Genomic DNA, 18525 nt, shown 5'->3' with positions numbered 1-18525 from the left:
TCACATCCAACATTGATGTAACTGACACACCGCTATCGCGAGCAGGCTCACTCCTACAGGGGACCGCGCAAGCCACAAAAATCAAACTTGTCGCCACGCTTCGCTGTCTCTGAAACAACACCTCCAGAGCGCACGCAGCCGGCATGGCGAAATCCCCCGACTTTGCAAAAACCTGGTTCAGCGCTCGCGCCTGGAAGCCGTTCGCCTTTCAGAAACAGGTGTGGGCGGCGGTGAAAAACGGCGAATCCGGCTTGCTCCACGCCAGCACCGGCGCCGGCAAAACCTATGCGGTGTGGTTTGCCGCACTCAATCGCTTCGCCCGCTTGCAGCCGCCCGTGGCCACGCCACGCAAACGCAAACCGCCGGCCGAACCGCTGACGGTGCTGTGGATCACGCCGATGCGCGCCCTCGCCGCCGACACTGCCCGCGCACTGCAAACCCCGGTGGATGATTTGCAGATTCCGTGGAGCATCGGCCTGCGCACTGGCGACACCAGCAGCAGCGAACGCGCTCGTCAGGGCCGGCGCCTGCCGACCACCCTGATTACCACACCTGAAAGCCTGACCCTGCTGCTCGCCCGCGCCGATGCGCGCACGGCGTTGTCGACCCTGCGCATGATCGTCGTTGATGAATGGCACGAATTGCTCGGCAACAAACGCGGCGTGCAGCTGCAACTGGCCCTCGCCCGTCTGCGTCACTGGCAGCCGGAACTGATCGTCTGGGGCGTTTCCGCCACCCTCGGTAATCAGTCCCACGCCGAGCAAGTACTGATCCCACAGGGCGGCGGCGTCAGCGTCCAGGGTAAAAGCGAAAAAACCCTGCAGGTCGATACCCTGCTCCCACCGGCCACCGAGCGTTTTCCGTGGGCCGGACACATCGGTCTGAAGATGCTGCCGCAAGTGGTGGCCGAACTCGACGCCTGCGCCAGCAGCCTGGTGTTCACCAACACCCGCGCGCAGTCGGAGATCTGGTATCAGGCGCTGCTGGAATCGCGGCCGGACTGGGCCGGGTTGATCGCGTTGCACCACAGTTCACTGTCCCGCGACACCCGCGACTGGGTCGAGCAGGCGTTGAAGAATGGCCAATTGAAAGCCGTGGTGTGCACCTCAAGCCTGGACCTGGGCGTGGATTTCCTCCCGGTCGAGCGCGTGCTGCAGATCGGCTCGGCGAAAGGGGTCGCGCGGTTGATGCAACGTGCCGGGCGCTCCGGCCACGCACCGGGGCGCACCTCGCGGGTGACGCTGGTGCCGACCCACAGCCTTGAACTGATCGAAGCGGTCGCCGCCCGCGATGCCGTCGAGCAACGGCGCATCGAGCCACGCCTGTCGCCGCACAAGCCGTTGGATGTGCTGGTCCAGCATTTGGTCAGCATGGCCCTCGGCGGTGGCTTTATTCCTGAGGATCTGTACGAAGAAGTCCGCGCCGCCTGGGCTTATCGCGACCTGACACCGGCGGACTGGGCCTGGGCACTGGCTTTCGTACGCCACGGCGGGATGTCTCTTACAGCGTACCCGGACTACCGCCGGGTCGAGCCGGACGAACACGGCGTCTGGCGTGTGCCGGATGCACGTCTGGCGCGGCGCCATCGCATGAGCATCGGCACCATTGTCAGCGACGCGAGCATCAACCTGAAATTCTGGAGCAAGGGTGGCGGCGGCAAACAGCTGGGCAGCGTCGAGGAAGGCTTTATCGCGCGACTGAAACCCGGCGATGGTTTCCTCTTTGCCGGCCGCTTGCTGGAGCTGGTGCGGGTAGAAAACATGACCGCCTACGTTAAACGCAGCACCGCGAAAAAAGCCGCCGTGCCACGCTGGAATGGCGGGCGCATGCCGTTATCCAACGAACTGGCCGAAGCGGTGGTGGCGCGTTTCAGCGCCGCTGCTCAAGGTCATTTCAACGGCCCGGAAATGCACGCGCTGCGGCCGCTACTGGAAACGCAGATACGCTGGTCTGGGTTGCCCACCACGGAAAATCTGCTGGCCGAAGTGCTGAAATCCCGCGAAGGCTGGCACCTTTTCCTCTATCCATTCGCCGGGCGCCAAGTTCATCTGGGGCTGGCGAGCCTGCTGGCGTGGCGCGTCAGCCAGCGCCAGCCTGTGACCTTCTCGATCGCGGTGAATGACTACGGCCTGGAATTGCTCAGCGCCACGCCGGTGGACTGGGCCACCCATCTCGACGCGCACCTGTTCAATGCCGATGACCTGTTGCTGGACGTGCTGGCCAGTCTCAATGCCGGCGAATTGGCGTTGCGCCGCTTCCGCGAAATCGCGCGGATCGCCGGACTGGTGTTCGCCGGGTATCCGGGCGCACCGAAGAGTACGCGCCAGGTGCAGGCGTCGAGTGGCCTGTTTTTCCAGGTGTTCAAACAATACGACGCCGACAATCTGCTCTTGGCCCAGGCTGGGGAAGAAGTCCTGCGCGAAGAACTGGATATTCGCCGTCTGGAACAGACACTGGAACGCATCAATCGGATGAAACTCGACGTGCATCAGCTTAAACGTCCTACACCGCTGGGCTTTCCGCTGCTGGTGGAGCGGATGCGCGAGAGCATGAGTTCGGAAAAACTGGCTGACAGGATCAGAAGAATGGTCGGTGACCTGGAAAAAACTGCTGATAACGGTAAATCGTCGTGAGCGCCTACCCGGTGCGCCTGGCCGGCGAAGAATTGTGGTTACTGCCGGAGAAAGCCCTGTACTGGCCCGCGCAGGAGGTGCTGCTGATCGCCGACGTGCATTTCGGCAAAGCGGCGGCCTATCGCAGCCTCGGCCAGCCGGTGCCGCATGGCACCACGGCTAGCAACATCGAAGTGATCGACGCGCTGCTGGCGCGACTGCCGTGTCGCCAATTGATCTTCCTCGGCGATTTTCTGCATGGGCCTGGCTCCCATGTCCCGACCACACTGAATGCGCTGGGAGAATGGCGCGCGCGGCACGCTGACCTGCCGATGACGCTGATTCGCGGCAACCACGACAAACGCGCTGGCGACCCACCGCCCTCGCTGAATATCCGCGTGGTACCCGAGCCGCTATTGCTCGGGCCATTCGCCTTGCAACATGAACCCGATCCGCATCCCGAACGGCACGTGCTCGCGGGACACGTTCATCCGGTTTATCGATTGCACGGCAGAGGCCGGCAGAGCTTGCGCCTGGCCTGTTTCAGATTGGGTGAGCGCATCAGCCTGATGCCGGCGTTCGGTGCGTTTACCGGCGGCTATCAGGTCGAGCGCGACGACAGCTGCAGAGTCTTCGTGATCGGCGACAACGAAATATGGCCCGTCAGCTAGATCGCAGATCGATCGGGTTGACGGGCCATATTCATGAGTGGGGTCAGGCAACTGGCGCCGGAGGCGGTTCGTCCGGCAGCGTTGGTTCGCCAGGTTCGGTCGGTTGTTCGTTGGGAGTATCGGGATCGGGCTGACCGGGCACGCCGCCGGACAGGCTCAACGACGGATTCGCCAGTAGCGACCAGGCCAGTACGCCTATCTGATTGGGCTCAAGCCTTGCCAGTTCAGCGCTGATTCGCGGGTCGATCTTCATAGGGCACTCCTCAGTGAAGGCCCGAATTTGTGTGTAACAAAAACGGGCAGTACACCCCATAGAGTGTCTGCCCGCCAAAGAATTCCCGACATCCGTCGGATGGTCGATCAGGTGCGCGGCAAGGTCACGCCACGCTGGCCCTGATACTTGCCGCCACGATCCTTGTAGGAAACTTCACATTCCTCATCGGATTCAAGGAAGAGCATCTGCGCCACGCCTTCGTTGGCGTAGATTTTCGCCGGCAGGTTGGTGGTGTTGGAGAATTCCAGGGTCACGTGACCTTCCCACTCAGGCTCGAGCGGAGTGACGTTAACAATGATGCCGCAGCGCGCGTAGGTACTCTTGCCCAGGCAAATGGTCAGCACATTGCGCGGAATACGGAAGTATTCGACGGTGCTGGCCAGGGCGAAGGAGTTCGGCGGGATGATGCAGACGTCGCTGTGGATGTCGACGAAGCTGCCGGCGTCGAAGTTCTTCGGGTCGACGATCGCCGAGTTGATGTTGGTGAACACCTTGAAGTGGTTGGTGCAACGTACGTCGTAACCGTAGCTCGACACGCCGTAGGAAATCACCCGGCTGTCGTCGCTGCCGCGCATCTGGCGCTCGACGAACGGTTCGATCATGCCGTGTTCCTGCGCCATGCGGCGAATCCACTTGTCCGATTTGATGCTCATGGCGGGGTTGTCCTGAATAGCGAGGTGGAAAAATTCTGTCCGGCATCTTACCGGGCGCGTCGCCGCGATCAAAGTGCGCAACGCAATTCTCGGCGAACACCCCGTATTTACGAGATGTGGCGACGAACAGCCGCATCGCCGATCCCTAAAACACAGAATCCTTTGCAAGAAACATTGGCACGTTCCGGAAAAAGGGTTAAGGTGGCGTCACTGTGTTGCTTGTGTCACTGAGAATCTCTACACGATATGTTGAATTTCGATCCAACCATCTACAAGAATTTTTCCTGCTCTTTGCACTCAGTCTCGGCCAGGGTTCTTCCTGAGTCGCAGTTATCTTTGTTCAAGGAGTTACACCATGTCTAATCGCCAAACCGGTACCGTTAAGTGGTTCAACGATGAAAAAGGCTTCGGCTTCATCACTCCACAATCCGGTGACGACCTGTTCGTTCACTTCAAAGCTATCCAATCCGACGGCTTCAAAAGCCTGAAAGAAGGCCAACAGGTTTCTTTCATCGCTACCCGCGGTCAGAAAGGCATGCAAGCTGAAGAAGTACAAGTTATCTAACTTGTAGCTTCTTTAGAAAAGAGCCCCGCCCTTAAAAGCGGGGCTTTTTTGTGTCTGTATATTTTGTTTGCCCCTCTTTTTGCCTCCGCTCTATATGATACGCGCCCTGGAATCACATGGAAGAAGCAGGATGCAATTCATCTCTTGGAGCACATTCAACGCGTTGCTGTTGGCGTTCGCCCCCCCTCTGAATGCAGAGACCAAATCTGATCATCCGACGGTGATTCTCGACATGAACCCTCGTGCGACATATCTGGCGAAAGGACCAGAAGTCAATGGCCACTCTTCGATGCAACTCAGAGGCGCAGCGCTCCTGACGCTCTCGACTCCTCACGCCTGCGGCAGCAACGAGGTCTATTTGACTCCAGAATCATTGGGCATTCCGAACGAATCATTTCGACGAGCGCTCGGCGAAGTCCAAGACTTGATCGACCAAAAAATCCCCCTGATTCTGACGCTCTCTGCTTGCGAGCGAAAACGCGCCTTCTTCGAAAAGGTACGCCCCTGCACTCCTGAGGAGTGCGCAGACCTGACGAACCCTCTGGCAGACGACAAGCTTTATCTGGACGAGCACCTCAAGCCGATCGGCGAAGGCCTGGCGTTGTACTACCTGAAAATGCCAATGTCCTATGACGAAGAAAAACAGGCGTGGCAAGCACAAATTTTTTACCGGGACACGCGAAGTCTAAGCAGCGAGCATTACGTCGACAGAGAAGACTTCGCTTCAGCGAAACCCGTTCTGACATACAAAGCTTACTATCGAAACGGAAAACCCCGCCGGACCTACCAGAATGATGCTAACGGCCTGCGTCAGGGCGAGGCGCTGACATATTCCGAACAAGGGGTCGTCATCAAGCGTGAAAACTACCTCAACAACCATCTCGAGGGTTGGCAATTTATCTATCACGAGAATGGCAAAATCGCTGAGTCCTATAACTGGCATCTGGGCAGGCACGTAGATGGCGAGTATCTCGAATACGACGAGGACGGGGCGCTGATCGGACGCAGCAGTTATCGAAATGACGTCCTCGACGGCCCTGTCCTTAGCTACCATTCAAATGGACAGGTCAAGTACGAAACCGTTTACATCAACGGCAAAGCTCAAGGACCGGATAATTCTTATTTTGACAACGGAGCCATTGAGACTTCCCGCACCAATTTCGACAGCAAGCCAGATGGTTGGATAACCACTTACTTCATCGACGGGACTGTCAAAGAGAAGCAGTTTTATAGGAACGGCATTCAACGAAGCTATGAGCAATGGAATGAGCAAGGCAGGCAAACCTTGCAGTGGCAGTGGGATGAAAAACATCGCCAACAGGGCGACTTCAAACAGTGGTACGCGACCGGCCAGCTTAAAGAACATCGAAAATACAAAGACGGCAACCTTCACGGATCATCCACGACATGGCACGAAAACGGTGAGATGGCTTCATTTACCGATTATATCGATGGTGCCGAGCATGGACCGATGCGCTTCTTCAGGAAAGACGGCAGCCTGAGCTACCAATGCCAATATCAGATGGGCGTCAGGCAGGGAGAATGTGTTTCGATTCCCGTCAGCAAGACCAAAGCAGAAAGCTGACAATGAAAAGCCCCGCAATCACGGGGCTTTCTCCTTTCTAGCGCAGGTGTTTACCAAGCGACGCCAAACCCAGCGGTATAGCGGGTCTTGTTCAAATCGGCATCGTTGGTGCCACTGATGATGTCGCGCTCGGCCTTGAGATTGAGCGAGGCCCATTCGGTGACCTTGTAGCGCAGGCCCAGCTCGGCATCCAGTGCGTAATCGGCGACGCCCGACAACGGCTTGCCAACTTCGCCATTGGTGAAGAACTCGACCTTCTTGCCGATCAGGTAGCGGTTGTAGTCCCACTTCATGGCGACGGAATAGAAGTTGTCCTTGCTGCCATCGCGGTATTCATAGTCGGTGCGGTTAAGCAACGAACCCAGCGAGAACGCGCCCAGTTCGTCGTCCCAGAACTGGTAGCCCGGACCGGTACCGACCACACGCTGACGCGCCAGCTCTTCGATGTGATCACGCTTGTAGTTGATGCGCCCCTGCCAGAACCACTGATCGGTGAGGAAGCGGTCGAGGGAGTATTCGGCGCGCCAGTTGTTGGTGGTGGTTTCCGCATCCTGCACTTCGCGGTTGTACTCGCCCTCAGCGATATGCCGCCAGCGACCATGGCGAGCGGAAGTTTTGAAGCCAACATCGTAATCGTCGGTGTCCTTTTCGGCGCGCTGATAATCCAGCGCCAGGTCGACGTTGCCCTTCCACACCAGGTCGGTGACGATCGGCTTGGGCTTGAGGATCTGCTGAATGCTCGCCAGCTCGACTGTCTTCGGCGCCTCGCCATTGGCCAGGGTGACCTTGCCGTCGTCGGCCGCGGTGAGCGATTTCGACACTTCGCCGGCATAGGCGTCCTGCTTCACCAGCAAGTGCTGATCGCTGTCGAGGGTCTTGACCTCTTTCCAGTCAATTGCCACGGCACCGGCGTATTTGGTCTGGATCAACAGCTTTCCGCCGTCGAAGACCGTGATAGTGCCACTCAACTTGTCGCCGTTTTTCAACCAGACGGTGTCGGCAAGCAGGGGCGTGGACGTGCTGAAAACAGCAAGGCACAACAAGGTTCTGGGGAACATAAGCAGACCGGGGGCTCAGAGTTGGCGAAAAGGGTCGGCATTATCCGTAGGATTTTGCCCAAGACAAGGACTGACCGGACTATTTCAATTGAGTTCATTTCTCAACTGCGCCACGAGCGATTACCCTTGTCGCCATCATCACGCCAATGCTCAGGAGCCGCGTACGTGAAAGACCCGCTCGACAGCGTCGAAAACGATGCGCAAATCCGACGCACGGCGCTCTACTCGACGCTCGCGCAAGTGCCCGAAGGCAAAGTCGTCAGTTATGGACAGCTGGCCGAACTGGCCGGACTGGGCCGCGCCGCGCGCTGGGTCGGGCGCACCTTGAGCCAGTTGCCCGGCGACACCAGGCTGCCCTGGCACCGCGTATTGGGTGCCGGCGGACGCATCAGCCTGCCGGTCGGCAGTCCCTCCGGTGATGAACAACGCGCGCGCTTGCGCATGGAAGGCATCACCATCCAGAACAATCGTGTGGATATTCGGCGCCATGGCTGGCGTCCGGTAGAGCACAGCGGTTAGAGTGCGCGCTTTGTTTTCGCAATTTTGAGGCAGACTTCAGCCCATGCCCCGTAAAACCTGGCGCGCCGCGCTCGCCGCCTATGCCAGTCCTTCGACGCTCGTGCTGTTGTTGCTCGGTTTTGCCGCCGGCCTGCCGTACATGCTGGTGTTCTCAACGCTCTCCGTGTGGCTGCGTGAAGCGGGCGTAGCCCGTGAAACCATCGGCTATGCCAGCCTGATCGGCCTGGCGTATGCGTTCAAATGGGTCTGGTCACCGCTGCTCGACCAATGGCGCCTGCCCTTGCTGGGCAAACTCGGTCGTCGCCGTTCCTGGCTGGTGCTCTCTCAGGCACTGGTGATTCTTGGTCTGATCGGCATGGGTTTCTGTGATCCGCAGAAGCATTTGTCCTGGCTGATCGCGATTGCCGTCGTCGTCGCTTTTGCCTCAGCCACACAAGACATCGCGGTCGACGCCTATCGCCTGGAAATCGCCGATGACAGCCGCCAGGCCGCCCTCGCCGCCAGTTACATGTCCGGTTACCGCGTCGCCGCCCTGCTCGCCACCGCCGGCGCGCTGTTCTTCGCCGAAGGTTTCGGCTCTACCGGTTTCAACTATAAGCACGCGGCGTGGACCGGCACCTATGTGCTGTTCGGCGCATTGATGGTGCCCGCGCTGCTCACCACGCTGTTCATGCGTGAGCCGCCGGTGCCGCTGCGCACGCAGTTGCAGGCCGGGCGCTATACGTTCATGCATCAATTGATGTCGGTGTTCGTGCTGATCGTTTTGCTGGTTTCCGTACCGGCGATGTTCACCCAGCTGTACAACACTGATTTCGCTGGCGTGCTGTTCGGCGACATGAGCCCGCTCGACCTGCTGCTCGAAGACCGCGCTTTCCTTCGCGCCATTCTCTATACGCTACTCACGGGGATGTGTCTGTCGGCCATGGGCCGGCGTGGATTGGCGCCGGTGCTGACGCCGGTCAATGACTTCATCCTGCGTTACCGCTGGCAGGCGCTGTTGCTGCTGGGCCTGATCGCCACCTACCGGATGTCGGACACGGTGATGGGCGTGATGGCCAACGTGTTCTACATCGACCAGGGCTTCACCAAGGATCAGATTGCCAGCGTCAGCAAGATCTTCGGCCTGATCATGACCCTCGTCGGCGCCGGCATGGGCGGCCTGTTGATCGTGCGCTTCGGCATCCTGCCGATCCTGTTTATCGGCGGCGTGGCTTCGGCGGCGACCAACCTGCTGTTCGTGATGCTCGCGGACATGGGTCCGAACCTGCAGATGCTGGTGGTGACCATTTCCCTCGACAACTTCAGCTCGGGCCTGGCGACTTCAGCGTTCGTCGCCTACCTGTCGAGCCTGACCAACCTGAAATTCTCGGCCACGCAATATGCCCTGCTCAGCTCGATCATGTTGCTGCTGCCGCGCCTGATGGGCGGCTATTCCGGCGTGCTGGTCGAGAAGTTCGGCTATCACAGCTTCTTCCTCATTACCGCCCTGCTCGGCGTGCCGACGCTGCTGCTGATTGCGCTGCACTGGTTTCAGGAGCGCCGCCGCGAAGGGCCGGCACCGACGCCCGAACCCGCACCGACGCCCGCAACCGAAGAATCGTAGGACACTTCGCCGGTGACGGGAGGAATCCCGCCACCGGACCTCTGCGCCGGCCACACTTCTGTACGTCAGCAAAACTCGCCGGTACACTGCTCCGTCATTTCCAGTCATAGCAACCGACAACGGCCAACCATGCGCACCAGTCAATTTTTGCTCGCCACACAGAAAGAAACGCCTTCCGACGCGGTCGTGATCAGTCATCAGCTGATGCTGCGCGCCGGCATGATCCGCAAGCTTGCCTCGGGCCTGTACACCTGGCTGCCCATGGGCCTGCGAGTCATGCGCAAGGTCGAAGCCATCGTTCGCGAAGAAATGAACGCTGCCGGTTCTCTGGAAGTGTTGATGCCGAGCACCCAACCGGCCGAGCTGTGGCAGGAATCGGGGCGCTGGGAAGAATACGGCCCTGAGCTGCTGCGCATCAAAGACCGCCACGGTCGTGATTTCTGCGCGGGCCCGACCCACGAAGAAGTGATCACCGATCTGATGCGCAACGAGTTGAGCAGCTACAAACAGCTGCCGATCAACCTGTACCAGATCCAGACCAAATTCCGTGACGAAATCCGCCCACGCTTCGGTTTGATGCGCGGCCGCGAATTCATCATGAAGGACGCCTACTCCTTCCACGCCGACCAGGCGTCGCTGCAGATCACCTATGACCGCATGCACGAGGCGTACTGCAACGTGTTCACGCGTCTGGGCCTGAAATTCCGCCCGGTAGAAGCCGATAACGGTTCGATCGGTGGCGCCGGCTCCCACGAGTTCCACGTGCTGGCCGAGTCCGGCGAAGACGATATCGTTTTCAGCAACGGTTCCGACTACGCAGCGAACATCGAAAAAGCCGAAGCGGTGCCACGGGAAACCTCGCGCCCTGCGCCAACCGAAGAGCTGCGCCTGGTCGACACACCGGACACCAAAACCATCGCGGCGCTGGTGGAAAAATTCAATCTGCCGATTGAAAAGACCATCAAGACCCTGATCGTTCATGCCGAAGAAGAAGGCAAGCTGATCGCGCTGGTCATCCGTGGCGACCACGAACTGAACGAAATCAAGGCTGCCAACCAGCCAGGCGTGGCCAGCCCGCTGGTGATGGCCTCCGATGCCGAACTGCGTGATGCGATCGGCGCCGGCGCTGGCTCGCTCGGCCCGTTGAATCTGCCGCTGCCGATCATCATCGACCGCTCGGTCGCGATGATGAGCGACTTCGGCATCGGCGCCAACATCGACGACAAGCACTACTTCGGCGTGAACTGGGAGCGTGATCTGCCGATTCCGACCGTTGCCGACCTGCGCAATGTCGTTGCTGGCGACCCAAGTCCGGACGGTAAAGGCACGCTGGAAATCAAGCGCGGCATCGAAGTCGGCCACATCTTCCAGCTGGGTAACAAGTACAGCAAGGCGATGAAGTGCGAAGTGCTGGGCGAGAACGGCAAGCCGGTGACCCTGGAAATGGGCTGCTACGGCATTGGCGTATCCCGCGTGGTTGCCGCTGCGATCGAGCAGAACAACGACGCCAACGGCATCATCTGGAGCGACACGCTGGCGCCATTCCAGATCGCTCTGGTACCGCTGCGCTATGAAACCGAGCAGGTTCGCGAAGCCACCGACAAGCTGTATGCCGAACTGACGGCGGCCGGTTTCGAAGTGCTGCTGGACGATCGCGACAAGAAAACCAGCCCGGGCATCAAGTTCGCCGACATGGAGCTGATCGGCATTCCACACCGGATCGTGGTCAGCGACCGCGGCCTCGCCGAAGGCAACCTGGAATACAAGAGTCGTTCCGCAGCAGAGGCGCAAGCGCTGCCGGTGGCCGATGTTGTGTCCTTCCTTCAGGCCCGTATCCGCCGCTGAAACCAGATAGAGACGTCATGTTCAAGCGAAACACCTTAGGCCTCGGTGGCGCCGCCCTGTGCGGCGCCCTGCTGGTCAGCGGCTGCGCCAATCACATGTCGCAACGCAGCGAGCACGAAGAGCGGGTCGAGCGAAAGTTGCTTGATCACAGCCTGCAGATCGATGTCGGCGAGCCCAAGGTGCTCGAGCTGCCGCAGCGACGCGTGAAGATCAACGAGCAGAAGACCTTCGAAGTCACCGAGTTCGAAGTCACCCGCCGTTACGACCGCTACACGCCTTACCAACCCTGGCGCGAAGTCTATGAGATTCCGCTGGGCGCGGTGGCCGTGGTCGGTGGTGTCGGTGCGAACGTGGTCAACGTGTTCGCCCTCGGCAACCTGCCGGACAGCGTCACCAAGGATTGGCTGAGCTACGGTTTCGCCGGGCTCAACCCGTTCATGAACGCGCAGTCCAACGGTCGCGCGCAGCAGAACCTCGCGGGCATCGACGAAGTCCAGCGCGACAAGCGCACGGAGTATTCGAGCCTGCCATGGAGCGAGCGCCCGGTGCAGGTGAAGGCCGGCAAGCAGACGTTCGACATGACCACCGACCGCAACGGCGTGCTGCGCTTGAACCTGCTCGACAGTCCTTTCGCCGAACATGACCTCAATCATATCGGCCGCTTGCAGATCAGTGTCGAAGACGCAAAGGATGACGTGCACTCCGACTCGACACTGATGCTCAGCGGTCACCTGCGCGGCAAGTTGCTGGAAGCGCACGGGCTGATTTATGACGATCTGGAAGATGACGAGGTGAGCCAGTGGGTGCACCGGGTCAAACGCCTGTCGGAACTGGGCCTGGAAGAGGAAGCCAGCGAACTGGAACAAAGCCTGATCGAACTGACGCGCAATGATCCGGAGTTGCAGACTGAGTTTCTCAAGTCTTTGGCCAAGGATGCCGGGCGTTTAGTGGCTGATCCGGGGCCGAATTAAGCCTTGAAAGATCGCAGCCTTCGGCAGCTCCTACAGGGTGTACACCATCCCGGTGTAGGAGCTGCCGAAGGCTGCGATCTTTTGCTTTGACGATCTACCGCTCAAACAACTCCATCTGCTCAAACCCGCCGCGCAAATCCTCCAGCCTCACCCCCACTCCCAACAACCGCACCGGCTTGCCGCCGCGATTGAACGCCTGAGTCAGCAGCAACTGATAACTGCCCAGGTCCCGCCCTGCCCCGGCCTGTTCCAGTGTGGTCTGGGTAAAGTCATGAAATTTGACTTTGACGAACGGCTTGCCCGGTCGGTAACTGCTGTCGATCCGCGCCATGCGGTTTTTCAGGGTGTCGAGCAGCTCGGGCAATTTGTCGAGGCAGGCGCGCAAATCCGGAAGATCAACATCGTAGGTGTTTTCCACACTGATCGACTGACGTCGACTGTCGTTGTGCACCAGGCGGTCATCGATCCCCCGGGCGAGATTCCACAATCGCTCGCCAAAACTGCCGAATTCGCGCACCAGCGCCAGCCTGCCCCATTCGCGCAAGTGCTGGCAGTCAACGATGCCGAGCTTGCCGAGCTTGTCGGCGGTGACCTTGCCGACGCCATGCAGCTTGCTGACGGGCAGACCGCTGACGAAATCCTCGACCTGATCCGGGGTGATCACGAACAAGCCGTTGGGTTTCTTCCAGTCGCTGGCGATCTTCGCCAGAAACTTGTTCGGCGCCACGCCAGCGGAAACGGTGATGTGCAGTTGATTGGAAACCCGGCGGCGGATGTCCTGGGCGATGCGCGTGGCGCTGCCGCCGAAATGCGCGCTGTCGGACACATCCAGGTAAGCCTCGTCCAGCGACAGCGGCTCGATCAGATCGGTGTAGTCGGCGAAGATCGTATGAATTTCCTTCGACGCTTCCCGATAAGCGTCCATGCGCGGCTTGACTATGGTCAGGTCCGGGCACAGCTTCAACGCATGCCCGGAGGCCATTGCCGAGCGCACGCCATAGGCGCGCGCTTCATAGTTGCAGGTGGCGATCACCCCGCGACGGTCCGCCGAACCACCCACCGCCAGTGGCTTGCCGGCCAGACGCGGGTCGTCGCGCATCTCGATGGCGGCGTAGAAACAGTCACAGTCGATGTGGATGATTTTTCGCTGGGTCATGTCGGAAAAAGCAACGTGGCAAGCCGGAGCGGCAGTATCTCATTGGCACCTGTATATAGCACCAGTGGTTGAATGTTCTTTTCCGACCGTAGGAAATTTCTTATGAATTTAGTTTCTCAATCAGAGATCAGCGGTCAATAGAGCTGAAAGCCTTGCGCGGCCTGCCCTGCGCGCCGATCACCGGGTCCCGAAAAGATGCTAAGCGCTTGAACCTCAACAGATTTATCCAGATCCAGGTTGACACACTCGCGAACCTCTGTAGAATGCCGCCACACAGACGCGGGATGGAGCAGTCTGGTAGCTCGTCGGGCTCATAACCCGAAGGTCGTCGGTTCAAATCCGGCTCCCGCAACCAAACATCGAAAAAGGCTACTCGAAAGAGTGGCCTTTTTTGTGCGCGCCTGTTTTGTCCAACCAGCGTCGTGCGACACAGGTTGGGGAAGAACAGGATTTCTTTGGATTTCCGAAACTTAACGCGCGCCTGCGACCGTTTGCCGCGATTTCGCAGTTATTTGACCCATTCGGGGATTAGCGGTTGACACCTCGCCGTTCGCCTGTAGAATGCCGCCACACAGACGCGGGATGGAGCAGTCTGGTAGCTCGTCGGGCTCATAACCCGAAGGTCGTCGGTTCAAATCCGGCTCCCGCAACCAAACATCAAAAAAGGCTACTCGAAAGAGTGGCCTTTTTTGTATCTGTCGAAAAAGTCCTTTCGCAACAATGATCTGTCACTGTGCAGTGAACCGCTGGGGATCATCAGAACTGCTGTGTTGCGACTATGCTTGAGTCGCAGACAGGCTTTCTGCAATCCAGGAACTGCCCTCGCCGATGCCCGACGAGAGGCGTAGTATTTTGTGATTATTTTTTTCTACAGGGATTGGTAACTTGGCTGGATACCTCCATCCTGTCGCGCACAATCCAAGAGGTGATTGATGCGCGCCAACTCGTCTGATCCACAAGACACCGTTACAGCAGAACAACCGATCAAACCCCAGCGTTTGCGCTGGCTGGATCGGTTAAGCAAATACCGTCAGCCGATCGGTCTGGCGGTGACGTTGCTGCTGTTTGCCATTGCCCTGATTGCCTGCCGCCATCTGCTCGCCGAGCTCGATCTCGACGCGTTGCATGACTCGATTCTCGACGTACCAAAACCGGCCCTGCTCGGCGCCATTGGCGCGACCGTGGTCGGCTTCATCATTCTGCTCGGCTATGAATGGTCGGCCAGCCGCTACGCTGGCGTGAAGCTGCCGCCGCGTACGCTCGCCCTCGGCGGCTTCACCGCGTTTGCCATCGGCAATGCGATTGGCCTGTCGCTGCTGTCCGGCGGCTCGGTTCGTTATCGTTTATATGCGCGGTTGGGTGTCGGTGCGTCAGAAGTTGCGCACATGACGCTGTTCGCCAGCCTCTCGCTGGGCTGCGCATTGCCGCCGCTGGCTGCGCTGGCAACGTTGAGCAATCTGCCTGCTGCCTCGCAAGCGCTGGGACTGTCGGAAATCTTGCTTGGTTCGGTCGCCGCCGCCGTACTGATCCTCGGTGCCGTGTTAGCGGTCGGCATCTATCGCCGTCGTCTGCCGGAACAACCCTACCCCGACAATCTGCTGGTTCGCGCCGGTCGGCGGACATTGCGCCTGCCGGGTCGACGCCTGACCCTTCTGCAACTGCTGATCACCGCTCTCGACGTCGCGGCTGCCGCCACCGTTCTCTACTTGTTGCTGCCGGAAGCGCCGCCGTTTGCGCCATTCCTGCTGGTCTACCTGTTGGCGCTGGCCGCGGGCGTGCTCAGTCATGTGCCGGGCGGCGTTGGCGTGTTCGAAGCGATTCTGCTTGCCGCGTTTGCCGACAAGCTCGGCGCCGCGCCGCTGGCCGCTGCCCTGCTGCTCTATCGCCTGATCTACGTGGTGTTGCCGCTGCTGGTCGCCTGCGTGTTGCTGCTGATCAACGAAGGCCAGCGCCTGTTTCAGACCCAGACCATGCGCGCCGCGTCCGGTCTGGCGGCGCCGATTCTGGCGGTGCTGGTGTTCCTGTCGGGAGTGGTGCTGCTGTTTTCCGGCGCGACCCCGGAGATCGACACGCGCCTGGAGCACATCGGTTTTCTGATCCCCCATCGTCTGGTCGACGCCTCGCACTTCGGCGCCAGCCTGATTGGCGTTTTGTGCCTGTTGCTCGCCCAAGGCCTGCGTCGGCGCCTGTCGGCGGCGTGGATGCTGACTACCATTCTGCTGCTGGTCGGCGCCCTGCTTTCGCTGCTCAAAGGCTTCGACTGGGAAGAAGCCACGCTGATGACACTGACGGCGGCACTGCTGGGTGTGTTCCGCCGCTCCTTCTACCGCCCGAGCCGCCTGACCGAGCTGCCGTTCTCGCCGCTGTATCTGGTCGCCAGCCTGTGCGTGCTGGGCGCTTCGGCCTGGTTGCTGCTGTTCGCCTATCAGGACGTGCCCTACAGCCATCAACTGTGGTGGCAGTTCACCCTCGACGCTGACGCGCCGCGCGGCCTGCGCTCGCTGCTCGGCGCGGCGGTGTTGCTGGTGATCATCTCCCTGACCTGGCTGCTGCGCACCGCGCGCCCGGTGATTCATTTGCCGACGCCGGACGAACTCGACCGCGCAGCGAAAATCCTCATGGCCTCGTCGCAACCCGATGGCGGCCTCGCGCTGACCGGTGACAAAGCGCTGCTGTTTCATCCCAACGACGAGGCGTTTCTGATGTACGCCCGGCGTGGCCGCAGTCTGGTGGCGCTGTACGACCCGATCGGGCCGAGCCAGCAACGCGCGGAAATGATCTGGCAGTTCCGCGACCTCTGCGACATCCACCACACCCGCCCCGTGTTCTATCAAGTGCGCGCGGAAAATCTGCCGTACTACATGGACATCGGCCTGACCGCGATCAAACTCGGCGAAGAAGCCCGGGTCGATCTGCAACGCTTCGATCTGGAAGCCAAGGGCAAGGAGATGAAAGACCTGCGCTACACCTGGAACCGTGGCACCCGCGACGGTCTGTCGCTGGAAATCCATGAGCCGGGTCAGGCGCCGATGGATGAGCTGAAGGTCATTTCCGATGCCTGGTTGACCGGCAAGAACGTGCGCGAGAAAGGCTTCTCCCTCGGCCGTTTCAGCGACGATTACCTGAAGCATTTCCGCATCGCGGTGATTCGCTTCGAAGGCCGTCCGGTGGCGTTCGCCAATCTGCTTGAGACTTACAGTCACGATCTGGCCAGTCTCGACCTGATGCGCGCGCACCCGGAAGCGCCGAAGCTGACCATGGAATTCATGATGGTCGGCCTGATTCAACACTATAAGAGTCACGGATACGCGCGCTTCAGCCTGGGCATGGTGCCGTTGTCGGGGTTGCAACCCCGCCGTGGTGCGCCACTGACCCAGCGTCTGGGCTCGATGGTTTTCCGCCGTGGTGAGCAGCTGTACAACTTCCAAGGCTTGCGCCGCTTCAAAGACAAGTTCCAGCCTGACTGGGAACCCCGTTATATGGCCGTGCCCGCCGGACTCGATCCGCTCGTGGCGCTGGCCGACACTGCCGCCCTGATCGCGGGCGGCTTGACTGGATTGGTGAAACGCTGATGATTCAACGCTCCCTGAAGTACATCCTGGCCGCACTGATTGTGCTGGCCGTGATTGCCGGCGGCGGTTACTGGTACCTGAAACGCCCGGCACCGGAACCGACCGTCGAACAGCTCAAACCCGCCGATGGCGCGGCCATGACCCGGGTGATTCCGGGCAGCAAGCCGAAGGCTCAGGTGTTGGTGGCTGTCACCGACGAACAGAAGCTTTCCGAGAAACAACTGACCACCCTCAGCCGCAGCGCTTCGGCGCAGATTGTCCAAGTGATTCTGCCCAAGGACTGCCTGCTGCAAAGCCGTGCACTGCAATCTGGCCTGCGCGAACTCAACGGCCCGGCCACTCTGGTCAGCGGCATCGGCCCGGGCGCCGTACTGGCGTGGCGCTGGCTGGCGGAACAGAAAGACGACAAGGCCCAGGCCATCTCCGTCGATCTGGCCCTGGAAAAGCCCGGCTGCACCCACCTGCTGCCAAAATCCGCCGCCCATGGCCACTGGCTGGTGGCGTGGAACGACAACCCGGACGACGCCAGCGCAGGGTTCGTGCGCGATCAGCCGAACGCCGAAACCAGCATCAGCGACTACGACATCAACCTGCCGCAAGTGCTGAACAACGAACTGCGCAAAATCCTCGTCGGCGGCGACAAGGCCAACGGCGGGCTGGCAATACCGGTAGTGGAAGTCCCGGCCGGTCAGGCCAACGACACCGTGACCCTGTTCCTCTCCGGTGACGGCGGCTGGCGCGACCTCGACCGCGACGTCGCCGGGGAAATGGCCAAGATCGGCTACCCGGTGGTCGGCATCGACACCCTGCGCTACTACTGGCAGCACAAGAGCCCGGAACAAAGCGCCCTGGACCTCACCGAACTGATGCAGCACTACCGGCAGAAATGGGGCACCAAGCGCTTCATCCTCACCGGCTACTCGTTCGGCGCCGACGTCCTGCCAGCGATCTACAACCGCCTGCCAGAGAACGAACAGCAGCGCGTCGACGCGATCATCCTGCTCGCCTTCGCCCGCACCGGCAGCTTCGAAATCGAAGTCGAAGGCTGGCTCGGCAACGCCGGCAAAGAAGCCGCCACCGGCCCGGAAATGGCCAAGCTGCCAGCGGCGAAGGTTGTGTGCATCTATGGTGAAGAAGAGGCGGATGAGAGTGGCTGCACCGACAGGACTGCCGTTGGCGAAGCAGTGAAACTGCCCGGCGGACATCACTTTGATGAAAACTACCCGGCGCTGGCCAAGCGTCTGGTGGAGCTGATTCAGAAGCGCCAGAGCAAGGATTCGGTCGCCGAAGAGTGATCTGAGCCGCCGACTACAAAAGCCCCCGCCATCTCACAATAGCGGGGGCTTTTTACATTTGCGTGGATCACCCCAATCCCCTGTAGGAGTGAGCCTGCTCGCGATAGCGGAGTGTCAGCCACCTATTTGCCAACTGACACACCGCT

At 60.1% G+C, this 18525-nt stretch carries 14 protein-coding genes and 2 tRNA genes; 12 read left to right on the top strand and 4 right to left on the bottom strand.

Annotation, left to right across the window (positions count from 1 at the left end; all coding sequences use genetic code 11):
* Window positions 1-143: 143 nt before the first annotated feature.
* Both DCO47_RS18150 and pdeM read left to right on the top strand, forming a co-directional pair.
* Window positions 144-2633 (top strand): ligase-associated DNA damage response DEXH box helicase, encoded by a 2490-nt coding sequence (locus DCO47_RS18150; RefSeq protein ID WP_116658617.1) that lies wholly within the window; start codon window positions 144-146, stop codon window positions 2631-2633.
* Window positions 2630-3283: a ligase-associated DNA damage response endonuclease PdeM gene (gene pdeM, locus DCO47_RS18145; RefSeq protein ID WP_371919884.1), complete on the top strand. Its 654-nt coding sequence runs from the start codon at window positions 2630-2632 to the stop codon at window positions 3281-3283. Before DCO47_RS18150 ends, pdeM begins: the two co-directional genes overlap by 4 nt.
* A 43-nt stretch (window positions 3284-3326) precedes the next feature.
* On the opposite strand, the gene DCO47_RS18140 is transcribed toward pdeM, so the two are convergent.
* Both DCO47_RS18140 and dcd read right to left on the bottom strand, forming a co-directional pair.
* On the bottom strand, window positions 3327-3536 hold the full coding sequence (locus DCO47_RS18140; RefSeq protein WP_016771389.1) for a hypothetical protein: 210 nt from the start codon (window positions 3534-3536) through the stop codon (window positions 3327-3329).
* A gap of 107 nt (window positions 3537-3643) precedes the next feature.
* Entirely contained in the window at window positions 3644-4210 is a 567-nt protein-coding gene (gene dcd, locus DCO47_RS18135; protein ID WP_007940589.1) for a dCTP deaminase, read from the bottom strand.
* Window positions 4211-4565: 355 nt separating this feature from the next.
* On the opposite strand from dcd, the gene DCO47_RS18130 reads away from it, so the two are divergent.
* Together DCO47_RS18130 and DCO47_RS18125 are read left to right on the top strand one after the other, a co-directional pair.
* On the top strand, window positions 4566-4775 hold the full coding sequence (locus DCO47_RS18130; protein WP_002554837.1) for a cold-shock protein: 210 nt from the start codon (window positions 4566-4568) through the stop codon (window positions 4773-4775).
* A 130-nt stretch (window positions 4776-4905) separates the two neighbouring features.
* On the top strand, window positions 4906-6360 hold the full coding sequence (locus DCO47_RS18125) for a toxin-antitoxin system YwqK family antitoxin (RefSeq protein WP_064364215.1): 1455 nt from the start codon (window positions 4906-4908) through the stop codon (window positions 6358-6360).
* A 50-nt stretch (window positions 6361-6410) separates the two neighbouring features.
* On the opposite strand, the gene DCO47_RS18120 is transcribed toward DCO47_RS18125, so the two are convergent.
* Entirely contained in the window at window positions 6411-7418 is a 1008-nt protein-coding gene (locus DCO47_RS18120; RefSeq protein ID WP_042608238.1) for a DUF481 domain-containing protein, read from the bottom strand.
* A gap of 165 nt (window positions 7419-7583) precedes the next feature.
* Between DCO47_RS18120 and DCO47_RS18115 the strand changes: the two genes are divergently transcribed.
* From DCO47_RS18115 to DCO47_RS18100, 4 genes are all read left to right on the top strand, one after another.
* A complete protein-coding gene (locus DCO47_RS18115; RefSeq protein ID WP_083352143.1) occupies window positions 7584-7937 on the top strand; it encodes an MGMT family protein in 354 nt (117 codons plus the stop codon).
* A gap of 43 nt (window positions 7938-7980) precedes the next feature.
* Window positions 7981-9540: an AmpG family muropeptide MFS transporter gene (locus DCO47_RS18110; protein WP_116658615.1), complete on the top strand. Its 1560-nt coding sequence runs from the start codon at window positions 7981-7983 to the stop codon at window positions 9538-9540.
* A 129-nt stretch (window positions 9541-9669) separates the two neighbouring features.
* Window positions 9670-11385: a proline--tRNA ligase gene (locus tag DCO47_RS18105; RefSeq protein WP_042608241.1), complete on the top strand. Its 1716-nt coding sequence runs from the start codon at window positions 9670-9672 to the stop codon at window positions 11383-11385.
* Window positions 11386-11402: 17 nt separating this feature from the next.
* Complete coding sequence (locus DCO47_RS18100; RefSeq protein WP_042608242.1) at window positions 11403-12356, top strand: hypothetical protein; 954 nt, start codon at window positions 11403-11405, stop codon at window positions 12354-12356.
* Window positions 12357-12450: 94 nt separating this feature from the next.
* Here the strand turns inward: DCO47_RS18100 and dinB are convergent, their stop codons facing one another.
* Window positions 12451-13512 carry a DNA polymerase IV gene (dinB, locus tag DCO47_RS18095; RefSeq protein WP_042608243.1) on the bottom strand — a complete coding sequence of 354 codons (1062 nt, stop codon included), beginning with the start codon at window positions 13510-13512 and terminating at the stop codon, window positions 12451-12453.
* A 278-nt stretch (window positions 13513-13790) separates the two neighbouring features.
* Between dinB and DCO47_RS18090 the strand changes: the two genes are divergently transcribed.
* The 4 genes from DCO47_RS18090 to DCO47_RS18075 all read left to right on the top strand — a co-directional run bounded on the left by DCO47_RS18090 (window position 13791) and on the right by DCO47_RS18075 (window position 18379).
* Window positions 13791-13867 (top strand) — tRNA-Met (locus tag DCO47_RS18090).
* A gap of 221 nt (window positions 13868-14088) precedes the next feature.
* A tRNA-Met gene (locus tag DCO47_RS18085) sits at window positions 14089-14165 on the top strand.
* Between the two features lie 279 nt (window positions 14166-14444).
* Entirely contained in the window at window positions 14445-17084 is a 2640-nt protein-coding gene (gene mprF / locus DCO47_RS18080) for a bifunctional lysylphosphatidylglycerol flippase/synthetase MprF (RefSeq protein WP_116658614.1), read from the top strand.
* Complete coding sequence (locus DCO47_RS18075; RefSeq protein ID WP_116658613.1) at window positions 17084-18379, top strand: virulence factor family protein; 1296 nt, start codon at window positions 17084-17086, stop codon at window positions 18377-18379. Before mprF ends, DCO47_RS18075 begins: the two co-directional genes overlap by 1 nt.
* The last annotated feature ends 146 nt before the right edge of the window (window positions 18380-18525 follow it).

The sequence above is a fragment of the Pseudomonas sp. NDM genome, assembly GCF_003105095.1.
Lineage (GTDB): Bacteria > Pseudomonadota > Gammaproteobacteria > Pseudomonadales > Pseudomonadaceae > Aquipseudomonas > Aquipseudomonas moraviensis_A.
This window is presented reverse-complemented; position numbering and strand designations above follow the sequence as displayed.

Coding starts and splice junctions, on each gene's coding strand:
- DCO47_RS18125 (WP_064364215.1), top strand. CDS start 4,906: ATGCAATTCATCTCTTGGAGCACATTCAACGCGTTGCTGTTGGCGTTC.
- mprF (WP_116658614.1), top strand. CDS start 14,445: ATGCGCGCCAACTCGTCTGATCCACAAGACACCGTTACAGCAGAACAA.
- DCO47_RS18105 (WP_042608241.1), top strand. CDS start 9,670: ATGCGCACCAGTCAATTTTTGCTCGCCACACAGAAAGAAACGCCTTCC.
- DCO47_RS18130 (WP_002554837.1), top strand. CDS start 4,566: ATGTCTAATCGCCAAACCGGTACCGTTAAGTGGTTCAACGATGAAAAA.
- DCO47_RS18150 (WP_116658617.1), top strand. CDS start 144: ATGGCGAAATCCCCCGACTTTGCAAAAACCTGGTTCAGCGCTCGCGCC.
- DCO47_RS18140 (WP_016771389.1), bottom strand. CDS start 3,536: ATGAAGATCGACCCGCGAATCAGCGCTGAACTGGCAAGGCTTGAGCCC.
- DCO47_RS18100 (WP_042608242.1), top strand. CDS start 11,403: ATGTTCAAGCGAAACACCTTAGGCCTCGGTGGCGCCGCCCTGTGCGGC.
- DCO47_RS18120 (WP_042608238.1), bottom strand. CDS start 7,418: ATGTTCCCCAGAACCTTGTTGTGCCTTGCTGTTTTCAGCACGTCCACG.
- dinB (WP_042608243.1), bottom strand. CDS start 13,512: ATGACCCAGCGAAAAATCATCCACATCGACTGTGACTGTTTCTACGCC.
- dcd (WP_007940589.1), bottom strand. CDS start 4,210: ATGAGCATCAAATCGGACAAGTGGATTCGCCGCATGGCGCAGGAACAC.
- DCO47_RS18075 (WP_116658613.1), top strand. CDS start 17,084: ATGATTCAACGCTCCCTGAAGTACATCCTGGCCGCACTGATTGTGCTG.
- DCO47_RS18110 (WP_116658615.1), top strand. CDS start 7,981: ATGCCCCGTAAAACCTGGCGCGCCGCGCTCGCCGCCTATGCCAGTCCT.